General features: G+C 45.8%; 9 protein-coding genes and 1 pseudogene. 5 read left to right on the top strand and 5 right to left on the bottom strand.

From position 1 onward, the window contains the following. Positions 1-43 precede the first annotated feature (43 nt). The 3 genes from AB4185_RS15995 to AB4185_RS16005 form a co-directional block, all read right to left on the bottom strand. Positions 44-1,435, bottom strand: a complete 1,392-nt coding sequence (locus tag AB4185_RS15995) for an HlyD family type I secretion periplasmic adaptor subunit (RefSeq protein WP_017061206.1) — start codon at positions 1,433-1,435, stop codon at positions 44-46. A gap of 112 nt (positions 1,436-1,547) precedes the next feature. Continuing rightward, positions 1,548-2,834, bottom strand: a complete 1,287-nt coding sequence (locus AB4185_RS16000; protein WP_102332339.1) for a sigma-54 dependent transcriptional regulator — start codon at positions 2,832-2,834, stop codon at positions 1,548-1,550. A gap of 84 nt (positions 2,835-2,918) precedes the next feature. Then, entirely contained in the window at positions 2,919-4,841 is a 1,923-nt protein-coding gene (locus AB4185_RS16005) for an ATP-binding protein (protein WP_102332340.1), read from the bottom strand. A gap of 167 nt (positions 4,842-5,008) precedes the next feature. On the opposite strand from AB4185_RS16005, the gene pdxH reads away from it, so the two are divergent. Further along, positions 5,009-5,644: a pyridoxamine 5'-phosphate oxidase gene (gene pdxH, locus AB4185_RS16010; protein WP_017061203.1), complete on the top strand. Its 636-nt coding sequence runs from the start codon at positions 5,009-5,011 to the stop codon at positions 5,642-5,644. A gap of 102 nt (positions 5,645-5,746) precedes the next feature. Here pdxH and AB4185_RS16015 read toward each other — a convergent pair whose 3' ends face one another. Both AB4185_RS16015 and AB4185_RS16020 read right to left on the bottom strand, forming a co-directional pair. Further along, the gene (locus tag AB4185_RS16015; protein WP_102332341.1) at positions 5,747-6,529 is read right to left on the bottom strand and encodes a helix-turn-helix transcriptional regulator; all 783 of its coding nucleotides are present in this window, start codon (positions 6,527-6,529) and stop codon (positions 5,747-5,749) included. A 364-nt stretch (positions 6,530-6,893) separates the two neighbouring features. Beyond that, positions 6,894-7,070: pseudogene (locus AB4185_RS16020) on the bottom strand (SUMF1/EgtB/PvdO family nonheme iron enzyme); the annotation flags it as partial. 240 nt (positions 7,071-7,310) lie between these two features. Here AB4185_RS16020 and AB4185_RS16025 point away from each other — a divergent pair. The 4 genes from AB4185_RS16025 (at position 7,311) to putP (ending at position 13,844) form a co-directional block, all read left to right on the top strand. Next, complete coding sequence (locus tag AB4185_RS16025) at positions 7,311-8,135, top strand: AraC family transcriptional regulator (RefSeq protein ID WP_017065150.1); 825 nt, start codon at positions 7,311-7,313, stop codon at positions 8,133-8,135. Positions 8,136-8,316: 181 nt separating this feature from the next. Continuing rightward, positions 8,317-11,454: a bifunctional proline dehydrogenase/L-glutamate gamma-semialdehyde dehydrogenase PutA gene (gene putA / locus AB4185_RS16030; protein WP_102333570.1), complete on the top strand. Its 3,138-nt coding sequence runs from the start codon at positions 8,317-8,319 to the stop codon at positions 11,452-11,454. 11 nt (positions 11,455-11,465) lie between these two features. After that, positions 11,466-12,170, top strand: a complete 705-nt coding sequence (locus AB4185_RS16035) for a 1-pyrroline-5-carboxylate dehydrogenase (RefSeq protein WP_102333569.1) — start codon at positions 11,466-11,468, stop codon at positions 12,168-12,170. 183 nt (positions 12,171-12,353) lie between these two features. Beyond that, positions 12,354-13,844 carry a sodium/proline symporter PutP gene (gene putP / locus AB4185_RS16040; RefSeq protein ID WP_029236483.1) on the top strand — a complete coding sequence of 497 codons (1,491 nt, stop codon included), beginning with the start codon at positions 12,354-12,356 and terminating at the stop codon, positions 13,842-13,844. Positions 13,845-14,016 lie beyond the last annotated feature (172 nt).

The raw sequence follows: 14,016 nt of genomic DNA on the forward strand, positions 1-14,016 counted from the left end.
TATTTGCTGTGTATTGAAAGGCGTTATCAAACATCAAACGTCATTACTCTTTTAGTGCATTGTTTTGAGCGCTTAATAGTGGCTTCAACATGTACTCAAGCACGGTTCTTTTACCCGTGATGATATCGACAGAGGCGGTCATACCTGGAATGATTGGCAACTCTTCGTTCTGTCCAAAATTGTGTTTTTCGGTGCGCACGCGCACGATATAGAAGCTATTGCCTTCTTCATCTTGAGTGGTATCGGCACTGATGTGCTCTAACACGCCTTCTAGACCACCGTACTTAGTGAAGTCATAAGCACTGAATTTAACGATGGCAGTCAATTCTGGGCGTAGGAACGCGATATCTTGCGGGGCGATTTTCGCTTCAACCAATAGAGAGTCTTCTGTTGGTACAATCTCAACGATGTCCATACCCGGTTGGATAACCCCGCCGACAGTATTAATACCCAATGTTTTAACGGTGCCTGTTACAGGAGAAACCACCACGGTACGGTTTACTCTGTCTTCTAGGCCAACGGCAGATTCGGTCATTGCAGAGAGCTTGTCTTGGGCTTGATTGAGTTTTTCTTGTTGTTCGGAGCGGAAGTTCAGTGCGGCGTCAATACGGCTGAGCATGGATTCTTTGATGGCTGAGCGTAAAAGAGGAATTTTTAGCTCGCTCGAAGTCATTTCTCGGCGAGTGTCGTTCACTTGTCTTTGCAGTTTAAGTAATTCAATTCGTGGTACCACCCCTTCATCGGCGAGAGGTTTGGTGATATCCAGTTCTTGGCGAGCAAACTGGTAGCTCTGTTTTAGGTTTCGAACACGCGCTTTAATCTCAACTAGGTCTTGCTGTTTCTGTTCAACTTGTTGATCAAAAACGGAAAGCTGGTTTCTCAGATTATTGAGATCTTGACGGTATTCTGCTTTTTGACGATTAACCAGTTGAGGTTGAAGTTCATAGAATTTAGGTGGGAACGCAAGCTTGCCATAATCGAGAGTGACACTTTTCTTCCATTCTTTTTCAGAGAATTCTTCATTGATGACAACACTGGTCAGGGAAGCGGAAAGCATTAACACGTTGGCGGTCAAGTTCGCGACTTGTTGTTCACGTTCGCGGAAGTCAGAACGGAATCGTGTGTCATCGATTAACAGCAGTTGTTGACCTTTTTGAACGCGTTGGCCTTCTTTAACTAAGATTTCTTTAACCAAGCCACCTTCAAGGTTTTGTACCACTTGGATCTGAGAGGAGGGGATCACTTTGCCTTGGCCAACGGTAACTTTGTCGATCTCTGCCCATGCAGACCACCCAATAGCAGCAATAAAAAACAGAACGATCACCCACAACATAATTCGCGCACTGGTGGGCGTATTGAGGAGTAGTGCCGCTGTTTTATCATCGACATACTCAAGCTCGGTTTCGTTCAATTTGCTGAAATTTTTCTGACTCATAACAGTCCTTGTTCGCTAAATAAAAGTGCAAGCCTATTGAGTGTATTCTTACTTTTGATAAATGTTAAGATTTTGCTCATTTAAATCTTTGAATTTATATATTTTTTAAGACCTATCGGTTCTTGAAATCCGTTTTATCGAGTTGGTGCTTTCTTAGTTTGTCATACAGTGTTTTTCTCGATACCTGCAGCTCTTGTTGTACCTCTTTTAAACGACCTTGATGGCGATGTAGTGCCTCAATCAAGATAATTTGTTCAAAGCTATCGGTGCGTTGGTTTAACGACTGTTGTTGCTCTTCAATGCTCATATCGAGTTCATTTTGCTCATCAGTATCGCTGTCGAGCGACGGCTGCTTAATTTGAGTCAGCACTCTGAGTTCAGCATGTTGGCGAAGCTGACGAATGTTCTCCGTCCAATGCGTTGCAATGAGTCGCTGAATCTCTTTTTCTGTAATGACGGGTGGCGGCAGTTGATAGCGACTGGCTGCACCACGAGCAAAGTGTTTGAACAAAGAGCCAATATCTTCCGTTCTTTGCGCCAAGGGTAGTAAATTAAATCGGCGCAGTTCACCTGTAATTGTAGTAGGAACTACTGTAGTTGCGATAATGATACAAGTTGCATTGGTCTTGCATGAGTTTTCACGAAGTAGAGTAGGTTTTAGGTTCGCTAACCACAGCCATTGATCCTGAGTTAGTGCTTCTGTCTCATGGATATAGAGTGTTCCACCTTGATGCTTCAAGAACAGTTGCAAAATAAACTGATGGAATGTCGCTTCGTCACTGCGTGGCAAATTAAACGCAGCGACAGGGCAAAGCTCCGCGGTTTGATGACTGTGTAAATCATGGGTGTATTGTGCTGTGACCCTTTTCCCCGTCCCTAAATCACCAACAAATAATAGAAGTGGGTTAGTTTTGGTATCTAGGGTGATCAATTCTCGGCGTAATGCCTGCATTGATGGTGATTGACCAATCAGTTTCGGGCCAACCTGATTTTGCATTGCCAACTCTTTACGCAGTAGGTTGTTCTCTTCAACCAGTGCGAGCTTATCCGCCGCTTTTTTAACGGCAGTGAGTAGGGCATCGACCACAAATGGCTTTTCCAGAAAATCGTAAGCGCCGGCTTTCATCGAGGACACCGCGGTTTGCACGTCACCATGTCCGGTAAGTACGATGACCTGAAAATGAGGATTTTGGCTCAGTAACTTTTGCGTCAATTGAATGCCATCCATCACCGGCATGTGAATATCGGTGACGACAATTCCGGCTTGCGTGGTATCTATTTTCTTTAATGCCTCAATAGCATTGGGAAAGCAGACAATATCGATGCCTTCAATGAGCATGGCTTGTTCTACGGAGTCTCGAATGGCGGGTTCATCGTCGACAAAATAGAGTTTAGGCATAGAGTGCAAAAGTCGAGTCCTTAGCTGTAGGTGAGATTAGCAGTAATGTGAAATTCGTTTTCCGTTAACAATAACAACGGCGTGTTAGCCCTTATCGTTATATAACGGGATGTTTAGCGAGAATACCATGCCTGAAGGCTCTAATCGGTTCGCGCTGATCGTGCCGTGATACGCTTCAATAATCCGTTTCGATATTGAAAGCCCTAGCCCTAAGCCTTCCGGTTTGGTGGTAAAAAACGGGTCGAACAGCTGTTCTAGTTTGTCATCTGGCATGCCAATTCCGTTATCCCAAATGATCAGCTGACAAGAGTTGTGATGAAGTTGCCATTCGATGCCTATCTGTGGGCTAGCCTGTTGGTCAACGCTTTCCAGGTTTTGTTGCTCCTGCAAGATTTTCTGTTCAAGAACTTGTTGTTGCAGCGCTTGAATCGCGTTGTGAATCAGGTTCACTAGTACTTGTTCGAGTTCGGTTGGATGAATCGCAATATTGATGTCATCTGGCACCGTGCTTAGCCTTAGCGTAATGCCTTGCTTGATCATCAGCGCACTGAGAATGCTAGTGGCGTTATTGACCGCTTGATGCAGGTTCGCCACATGATGTTCTTGTTTGGTGACCTTGCGAGTAAAGACTTTGAGTCGCGCGATGATGTCGGTAATGGTGTTGTTGAGGCCAATCATTTTCTCAAGATTGCTTTTCACTAAATCGGTTCGTTCCATTTCCAGTAGCTTTAAGCTGTTTTCACTGTAGGTTCGCAGTGCTGCAAGCGGTTGGTTGATTTCGTGGTTAATGCTGGCTGACAGCTCACCGAGTACCGCTAATTTCGCGGTTTGTGTCAGCTCTTGCTCTGTCTGTTTCAACTTGGATTGCGACTCTTGGTATTGAAAAAGGGTTTGTTGCAGCTGTTGATTGGATTGCTTCAAGTAGTGGGTACGTTTATCTACGGTTTGTTCTAGGTTTTGGTTGAGTCGGGTCAACGCCACTTTCGCGAGATAAGTCTGGCGCCACGACCAAGCGATGAGCATCACCAAGCTGTAAATCACTACGAAGATGACATCGATCTGAAAGATTTTAATAAGTTCAGCTCTGGTCTCTTTTAGGGCGACGACTTGGTACTGGTTGTTGCTGATGGTAGCGGGGTAAAGATTAAAAGCACCAAGCTTGAATAACTGGTTGGCGGTGAGCTCTTTTCGGATTTCATTGGATTGAAGGTTGCTAGATTGATTGGCGTTGCTAGCTTCTGACTGAGATCTTGAAGAACGAAAGGCTTCGATGATCGAAATTTCGCTTTGACCGTATTGGCGTTGAAGTGCGATATCCGTTTGTTGTTGCTGCGTTAATGGCAACAGTGAATGATAAAGCCATGGAGCTTGGCTTGATAGAAAGACCACTTGGTTCGAGTCGAGTACTACGATCTCAAAGTCGTCGCTGGTCAGGATGTTTTCGAGGTTTTCTAAACTCACTTTTACGGTGATAACCCCCACAATGTGATTCTCAACATACAGCGGTGAAGACAGAAAATAACCGCGTACGTTCGAACGAGCGCCTAGCGCGACATATTGTGTGTTGTTACCTTGAATGGCAGAAGCAAAGTAGGGACGAAACGAGAAGTTCTCACCTACAAAGGTACGAGGCTTTTGGTAATTACTGGAAGCGACCACAGTACCGCTCGGGTCATGAATATAGATGGTGTCGGCTTGGCTTTGATTCGACCATTCAAACAGCAATTGATTGAGCTGCGCAGCGGAAATCTTGTTTGCTCGTTGTGATGAGTCAAAATAAGAGAGCAAGCGCGGGTCATGACTGAGCAAATCCGGGATCTGTTTGAATTTATCCAGTTCAGAATCGATTTGTAGATTGGCTTTATTCGCCGCTTCATCGAGTTGCTGAGTGACGATTTTTTCTTGGAATTGTACTGCCATAAAGTGGGTTGCGGTCAGCCCTGCAGCTCCCAATAACAATGAGAATAAAACAAAGGACGTCATTAGGTTAGGCAGTATTTTGGTCACTCGGATCTCAGCTTGTCATCGGTTTGTATAAAGATTATCAATATGATGGAGAGAGTACCGAGATCTTGTTAACACAGAGCACCTTCTGTGAGACAAAACCATGGCTTAGACTTGTGTTTCAAAGGATTACGGCGCAAAATCACAAAAAAATTAAAAGGAGCAACCAAATGGAACTGACAGATATTCGTCGCGAATACGCTAAGGGTGGATTGAGACGTAAAGACTTGGCCGCAGACCCGATTGAGCAATTCAACCTATGGCTAGAGCAAGCCATTGAAGCGAAGTTGACGGACCCTACTGCCATGACAGTTGCTACGGTTGATGAAAATGGTCAGCCATTCCAACGCATTGTTCTGCTGAAGAATGTGGATAAAGACGGTTTCGTTTTTTACACCAACCTAGGTAGCCGTAAAGCGCACCAGCTTGAGCACAACAGCAAAATCAGTTTGCACTTTCCTTGGCATCCACTTGAGCGACAAGTTCATATTACGGGCACGGCTGAAAAGCTGACGGCTATGGAAAATATGAAGTACTTCTCGTCACGTCCAAAAGAGAGCCAATTGGCCGCGATTGCAAGTAAGCAGAGTAGCCGCATCTCAGCGCGTGGGATTTTAGAAGGTAAGTATCTAGAGCTTAAACAGAAGTTTGCCAAAGGCGAGATTCCCGTGCCTTCTTTCTGGGGTGGCTTCCGAGTTCGTGTTGATAGCATTGAGTTCTGGCAGGGTGGTGAACACCGCTTGCACGACCGTTTCTTGTTCTCTCGCCAAGACAACAGTTGGGATATTGATCGTCTAGCGCCTTAGGCTGCTTGATCGCTTAGCTGCTTAACAGATCCAAAAGTGCCGTTGATTAGACTGATCAAATCAACGGCATTTTTTTGTCTGGATTTTCAGCTGAACAGTCAATCAGTCACTGTGCAGAACAACGGAGATCTGTTTTTTGAGCAGAGTTTCTGGGATCACTGAGCCCAATCCTGAATCCAACGCATACTCAATCAATTGGCTTTTACTGCGTGCATCAAACTTCTGTTTCAATCTAGCGACATGACCTTCGACCGTTTTGATTGAAATGTTTAACGTCGACGCGATGTACTGTGGTTTCTTGCCGAAAAGCAGTAAGAACAGCACCTCTGATTCTCTCGAAGTCAGCCGCTTTTGCAGTTTAGACACACGCGGCTCTGACCCCGCAAGCGATGCCTGATTGCCTTTTGTTCCTGTGGCCTGACAAACCCAATGACCAACCTCTAAGATCGCGGTATCGGTAAGCTCTTGGCCATAGAAGATGGTGCCTTGGACGTTGTCGTCATCATCAAGCCAAGGGGTTTTGGTAAAGATATGGGCGTGCCAGCGTCCGTCTGGATAGGGGTGAATATCGAGAATCTTAAGGGTACTGCGTGTATCCATTACATGTTTGTCTTGAGCCCTGAAATCTTGTGCGCACTCAGTGGTTTGACTGGGCATGTCGAAGTCGGTCAAGCCAGTACAAGTCTCATTGGGTTTTAAGCCAATCAATTGGTTGTAAGCAAGGTTGGCATACACGAAGACCGAGTCAGTATCTTTGCAGCCCCAGCAGCCTGGAAGTTGTTCGAATAAAGAACGATGTATGGAATTGAGTGGATCTGGCAAGGTTTTATCTCGTGTGTTGCGATGTTGCAATAATATCAGTTTCTTATAGCGCTGCAATGGCAATTAGAGTACGAAAAATAAGGGGGGACTGACAGTTAAACGGACTGCTGACTAACTGTGTCAATCACGGAGAATCGATGGGCATAAAGGGTGATAATCAGGCAAAAAAAAGCCAGCCTGAAGAGGGGCTGGCTAAAGACAAGATATGCCTTGTCGACATGTAGAAGATTTTCAGTCTAATTTACGAGGGTCAGGTAAATTAAACTGAGGCATCAATTTGATACCCAGAGTGACTTACTACTCTATCGACGAATCTACTCCTAGGAGTGCTTATGCATAAGGGGGGAATTCCCCTATAAATGCTGCTCAATGTGATAATTGAGAACCTAGAGTAAATATTTGGGATTTTGAGCCTGTGACAGGGAGCCTAGAGCTCTCGTACTACTCGGAATCCTAGATAGTTTGCTGCCGTTGAAGGCGGTACGTACAGTTCGTTAAACACCTTTGCCTCTTCAGGAGAGAAGCTCCACGCGCCACCCTTCGCGAGGCCTTTCTGAACGGTTGTCCATTCCCATACATTACCCACCATGTCGTAGAAGCCTGTAAAATGTTTTTCGTGTTCGTGTGATTGCTTGTGAAGTCCCTAAACTCGCCGGAACGATTGGTTTTACAATGCCCGTAGTTTGTACACTCTTGATCATCTTTCCGGAGGCATGATCAAGATGATCGCGATAATGATCTTTTCATTCTCGCGAGCAAATAACTCTCATGAGCATTTACAAATTCATCTTATGCGCATTTAAGAGTATTATTCTTACTATGTTGACCCGAGTATTTTTCTGTCATGTCTAAACCTTTACCCTTTCCTAACCTAGACCTTTCTCCGCTAGGCCTTACTGGCCCTCGTCCTGCTGAGATCATCACTTTGCCATCGCATATGGATTGCCACGATCACCATTATTCTCAGGTGGTGATTGGTTTAAAAGGTCAGGCGGAATTTGAAGTGAGTGGTAAGGGGAATCTTGTTGGCCCAGGACAAGGTTGTGTGGTGACAGCGAGCTCTGATCATGCTTTCGGCGGAGTGGTTGGTCAGTCGGATATTCTCGTGCTCAACATGCCTATGCCAACCGATGATGACCCTCTGATGCTAGAGAAGATTAACCAGTTAGAATCATCGAACGTCTACTTCCAATTAGATGCGCAAATTCAAAAGCTTATCCATATGTTGGTGCAAGAGATGCAGGCCAGTCCTGATGATCTGTTATTAAGCCGTGCGTGCAATGATACGGTGATTGCATTGATGCAAAGGCACATCTCGGCATTTGAAACCTCAATCAAAGATTCACGCTTTGATCTTGAAGCGTTGGATCGCTACATAGAACAGCATTTAGCAAACAAGATCTCCGTCGCGCAGCTTGCGGGTAGTGTGTTCTTGGGTGAAAGCCAGTTCCATATGTTATTCAAAGAGCAAATGGGCATTACCCCTCACCAGTACGTTCTTGGCAAGCGCATCGACCGTTCTCGTCGTTTAATTGAACAAGGTAATCTAAGCCTTGGTCAGGTCGCTGAACTGGCTGGTTTCTCCGGTCAATCTTCCTTTACTCACACCTTTTCACGCCTTCAAGGCATGTCACCATCCCAATACAAAAAGAAAATTTCTGTTAAATAGTGAAACAAAACGGCATATTATTTTAAAGTTTCATATGTGACCTTGTGTTTGTTTTGTTAATAAAGCGAGTTTTTAGCAAAAAACTCGGAGTTTTTGACAAGTAATCCTTATATACTCTAAATACACTGCAGCCATTGTAGAGATCCCGAACTCTTTTCGGGTGTGAGATTAAGGAAAACGCATGTTTACAGCTACTGATGTGTTAAAGCCAGAATTCAATGAGCAGTCGCTTGCTGATCTTTGGACGCTTATCTCACCATTATATATGGTGGATGAAACCCAATGGCTAGAGCAACTTCTGCCACTAGCTACCCCTTCTGAGTCTGAAAAGCAGCAAATCACAGACAAAACGACTTCTTTGATCGAAGCTATCCGTGCGGATAAGACTTCTATCCAGATGATCGATGCACTGTTGCTTGAATACAGCTTAGATACTCAAGAGGGCATCTTGCTGATGTGTCTGGCGGAAGCCTTGATGCGTATTCCTGATTCAGCAACGGCTGATGCACTGATTCGCGACAAGCTAAGCGTTGCGGATTGGAAGTCTCACCTAAAGAATTCTGATTCGGTTTTTGTTAACGCTTCAACTTGGGGCTTAATGCTAACAGGCAAGGTGGTTGGACTTTCATCGAACGAGCAGAGTGCTGGACAAGCGGTTAACCGTTTAGTGAACAAGCTTTCTGAGCCGGTAATTCGTAAAGCGATGCACCAAGCGATGAAAGTGATGGGTCACCAATTTGTTCTTGGCCGCAGCATTGCTGAAGCGCAAAAGAACGGTAAGTCGATGCGCGACAAAGGCTTTACCTACTCATACGACATGCTAGGTGAAGCAGCACTGACCACAGCTGACGCAAATAAGTACTTTAAAGATTACCTAATGGCGATTGAAGCCGTAGGTCGAGACACTTATGTCTCTTCAAAATCTAGCCCAGCGCCATCTGTGTCTATCAAGCTTTCTGCACTTCATCCTCGTTACGAAGTGGCGAACGAAGACCGCGTACTGACTGAGCTATGCGACACGCTAGAGCAGTTACTGCGCCGTGCGATTGAGCTTGATGTTGCGATCACGATTGATGCAGAAGAAGCGGATCGCCTAGAGCTTTCGCTTAAGTTATTCGAAAAACTGTATCGCAGCGAGCTAGTGAAAGGCTGGGGCAAGTTTGGTCTGGTTATTCAAGCGTATTCAAAGCGTGCGTTACCGGTTCTAGTTTGGCTAAACCGCCTAGCAAAAGAGCAGGGTGACTTAATCCCACTTCGCCTAGTTAAAGGTGCTTACTGGGATAGTGAGATCAAATGGTCACAACAAGCTGGTTTCGATAACTACCCTGTTTACACTCGCAAAGAAGCGACTGATGTAGCCTACCTAGCGTGTGCGCGTTATCTATTGAGCCCAAGTGTTCGTGGCAATATCTTCCCGCAGTTTGCTAGCCACAATGCTCATACGGTTTCCGCTATTGCAGTGATGACAGACCATAAAGACTTTGAATTCCAACGCTTACACGGCATGGGTGATTCACTTTACAACCATGCAATGGAAGCTTACCAACAGTCGGTACGTATTTACGCGCCAGTTGGTAGCCATAAAGATCTACTGCCATACCTAGTACGTCGTCTGTTAGAGAATGGTGCAAACAGCTCGTTTGTACACCGTTTGGTTGATGCTCGTTGCCCTGTAGCAGAGCTAACACAGCATCCAGTCGACATGCTTTTGGCATTCGATACGTTGAACAACACTAAGATTCCTCTGCCGCCAGCGGTATTCCCTGAGCGTAAGAACTCATACGGTGTGAACATTGATATCGAGAGCGAAGCGCATCAGTTTGAAGAGCAAGTAAAAGGCTTTTTGAACAATCAATGGACTGCTGGACCTGTGATCAACGGCGAATCTCTTGCCGAAAGCATGATCAAGGCTGATCAGAATGTTGAACAAGTAACAGCACCTTACGATCGTCGTATTAGCGTGGGTCAGGTGGCTTTTGCAAACCTTGATCATGTTTCCGCAGCGATCACTGGTGCAGACGCCGCATTTGCTGATTGGAATGCGACATCGGTTGAAACCAAAGCCGCTGCGCTTGAGAAGTTGGCGGATCTGATGGAAGAAAACCTGGCTGAGCTGGTGGCAATTTGTCATCAAGAAGCGGGTAAGACAATTCACGACAGCATTGATGAAGTGCGTGAAGCGGTCGACTTCTGTCGTTACTACGCAAAACAAGCGGATAACCTACAAGGTTTCGAACTAAAAGGTTTTGATGGCCAAACACGAATTGCTTCTCGACAAGGTCGTGGCGTGTTCGTTTGTATTAGCCCTTGGAACTTCCCTCTCGCTATCTTCCTTGGCCAAATTACAGCAGCTTTGGTTGCGGGTAACACGGTTGTGGCTAAGCCTGCCGAGCAAACAAGCTTAATTGCAGCTCGCGCCGTTGAACTGATGAATGAAGCGGGTTTCCCTGCTGGCACTATTCAGTTACTACCGGGGCGTGGCGCTGAGATCGGCAGTGCACTTACCAGCCATGATGCCATTGCGGGCGTTGCCTTTACGGGTTCAACACCAACAGCACAACGTATCAACGTGTCATTGGCAAGTCGTAACGCTAAGCCTGTTCCGTTTATCGCGGAAACCGGTGGTCAGAATGCGATGATCGTCGACAGTACCGCACTGCCTGAACAGGTAGTTCGTGATGTTATTCGTTCTGCATTCGCTTCAGCAGGTCAACGTTGTTCTGCACTGCGTGTGCTTTACATCCAAGAAGACATTGCAGACCGCGTGGTTGGATTGATTCACGGTGCAATGGACGAGTTGAGTGTTGGTATTCCACACCTTCATAAAACCGATGTTGGCCCTGTTATCGACCAAAACGCAAAACAGAAGCTAATGGCGCACTTAGAAAACATGACCAATACCCAGAAGAAGGTGGCTCAACTTTCTTTAGGTACGGATTGTGAACATGGTGACTTTGTTCCACCAAGTGCGTTTGAAATCGATGACATCAGCTGCTTGACAGAAGAACAGTTTGGCCCTGTGCTTCACATCGTTCGCTTCAAAGCGAGTGAGTTGACACAAGTAGTAGACCAAATTAACCAAACCGGTTTTGGTCTAACTATGGGTATCCACAGCCGTAACGAAACAACTTACCGTTGGATCGAGAAACACATTCGTGTGGGTAACTGCTACATCAACCGTGACCAAGTGGGCGCTGTTGTTGGTGTTCAACCATTCGGCGGTCAAGGTTTGTCGGGTACTGGCCCTAAAGCGGGTGGTCCTCACTACCTATACCGCTTTACTGATGTTCATTTTTCTCAATCACAAGACAAGGCATAAGGAGCAGTATCATGGTTCATCAAGTGACAGGTTTTTCTGATGCTTTGTTAGCGTGGGAACAATGGAATCTTACCGACTTTGATCATAAGAGTGCTCAGGTACTTGCATTCAAATCAGAGATCGAAAGCCAATCTACGTCTTTGGCGGCAGTGGCAACTTATCACCTAGAGCAAGCCTCTGCGCTGCTTTCTGAGCAGCACCTAATGGCTGGCCCGACTGGTGAAACAAACGAGCTGTATGCTGCAGGACGTGGTGTGGCTTTGGTGATTGTTGATGATTGCCAAGACAAAGAGCCAGCACTGCAAACAGCAACCGCGATGATTACCGCAGCACTATTAGCGGGTAACAGCGTGCAATTGTGCAGTGATGACGTGCAATTCAACACCTTGATCGCTGATGCAGCGAAACAAGCGAATTTACCGACGAACTTGGTGCAGGTTGCCTCGTACGACGCTGCTCAACAGCTGCTGTCTTGCGATGTACGAAGTGCGGGTTACGTGGGTAATTCACAAACGGCTCAAGCTATCAATTTACAACTTGCTAAGCGTGACGGTGCAATCGTCGGTTTAGTAGCTGAAACGGATCTAACGGCAATGAATGTTGCTAATGATCCACACCTATCGCTGCGCTTCATTACCGAGCGTACGCGAACTATAAATATAACAGCCGTGGGCGGTAACGCGACCTTGCTCGAACTTGGAAGCGAAGCTCACTAACCTTCAGTAACATTGGCTCTAAGCACTTTTGTTTTCTCCATTGTTGGTTTCACCATCTTTGGATTTAACTCATAGTGCCTTGGAGCCTCAATACCTAACTCAATGCACTCGCTTGCCTTTACGGTGAGTGTCTTGCATTGAATTAGGTATGGAAGGCTTTTTACAAATGAGGACTATCAAATGATAGAAAACAGTTTTGCAATAACGACGACGTTCATTGCGTATCTAATTATGATGCTGGCAATCGGTGTTATTGCTTACAAACGTACTTCTAGCTCGACAGACTACTTCCTAGGTGGTCGTTCGCTAGGCCCATGGCCTGCTGCACTTTCTGCTGGTGCATCAGACATGAGTGGTTGGCTACTACTTGGTCTACCGGGTTACGCTTATGCTGCTGGTTTTGAAGCATTCTGGCTTGCTGGTGGCCTGCTAGTTGGTACTTGGGCGAACTGGTTAATCAGTGCTAAGCGTCTGCGTACTTACAGCATTACAACAGAGTCACTGACGCTACCTGAGTTCCTATCTCGTCGTTTCAATGATAATTCTAAGCTGATCCAAACAATTTCTGCTTTCTTTATCCTTTTATTCTTCCTTTTCTACACAAGTTCTGGCTTGGTAGCAGGTGGTAAATTGTTTGAAACAGTATTCGGCCTAGATTACACAACAGCGGTAATCATCGGTACAGTATGTGTGGTTTCTTACACGCTATTTGGTGGTTTCCTTGCGGTATCTTGGACGGATTTGGTTCAAGGTCTGCTGATGTCTGCTGCGCTATTGATTGTACCAATCGCAGCGATGAACGGTGGTCTTGGTCAGCTATCGACTGATCTTCACAACATCAACCCAGAGCTTCTCACGCTATGGAATGATGTGAAAGGTGAGCCACTTTCTGCTATCGCGATCATCTCGCTAGCGGCATGGGGTCTAGGTTACTTCGGTCAGCCACACATCCTTGCTCGTTTCAAAGCAACACGTAGCAACAAAGACCTAACAACAGCGCGTCGTATCGCGGTGGTATGGTCTGCTCTGTCTATGGTTGGTGCAATGCTAGTAGGTCTTGTTGGTCTAATCTACGTGACTAACTCTGGCGCGCCTAAGCTAGACGATGGCGAGAAGATCTTCATGCTTCTTGTGAACGCGATGTTCCACCCAGTAATCGCAGGTATCTTACTTGCTGCAATCCTAGCGGCAATCATGAGTACTGCGGATTCACAACTTCTTGTTTCTTCATCTGCGATGGCAGAAGATCTATACAAGCAAGTACTTAAGAAAGATGCGACGTCTGAAGAGATCGTTCGTGTAGGCCGCTTCGCGGTAATCCTAATCTCTCTAATTGCACTTGTGCTAGCGATGACGCCAGACAGTTCAGTTCTTGGCCTTGTATCTTATGCATGGGCTGGTTTTGGTGCTGCATTCGGCCCAGCTATTGTATTGAGCCTGTACTGGTCTCGTATGAACCGTAACGGCGCTCTAGCGGGTATCGTGGTTGGTGGTGTGACGATTGTACTTTGGAAACAGTTCACGGGCGGTTGGTTCGATGTGTACGAAATCGTACCGGGAATCATCCTATCGACGCTTTCTATCGTTATCGTGAGCCTAATTACTGGCGAGCCTGAAGACGAAGTAAAGAAGCAACACGCTGAGTTCGAGAAGAACCTTGTTGAGCTAGACTAATTTACATTGTAAAAATACCAATGAATTAGCAAAAGACATGAACAATAGAGTCACTTCGGTGGCTCTATTTTTTTATGTGAGTACGACCTTTGTCTTATTTCAAATTAAGTTTATTCGAGGTTTTCTGATATTGAAATGGGGGTTTACAATGTAAATCGAAGCGGTAGGATCT

Source organism: Vibrio sp. 10N.286.48.F5 (assembly GCF_041469785.1).
Lineage (GTDB): Bacteria > Pseudomonadota > Gammaproteobacteria > Enterobacterales > Vibrionaceae > Vibrio > Vibrio crassostreae_C.

Excerpts from the sequence above, each read along its gene's own strand:
- pdxH (WP_017061203.1), top strand. The coding sequence starts at position 5,009 with ATGGAACTGACAGATATTCGTCGCGAATACGCTAAGGGTGGATTGAGA.
- AB4185_RS15995 (WP_017061206.1), bottom strand. The coding sequence starts at position 1,435 with ATGAGTCAGAAAAATTTCAGCAAATTGAACGAAACCGAGCTTGAGTAT.
- AB4185_RS16025 (WP_017065150.1), top strand. The coding sequence starts at position 7,311 with ATGTCTAAACCTTTACCCTTTCCTAACCTAGACCTTTCTCCGCTAGGC.
- putA (WP_102333570.1), top strand. The coding sequence starts at position 8,317 with ATGTTTACAGCTACTGATGTGTTAAAGCCAGAATTCAATGAGCAGTCG.
- AB4185_RS16000 (WP_102332339.1), bottom strand. The coding sequence starts at position 2,834 with ATGCCTAAACTCTATTTTGTCGACGATGAACCCGCCATTCGAGACTCC.
- AB4185_RS16035 (WP_102333569.1), top strand. The coding sequence starts at position 11,466 with ATGGTTCATCAAGTGACAGGTTTTTCTGATGCTTTGTTAGCGTGGGAA.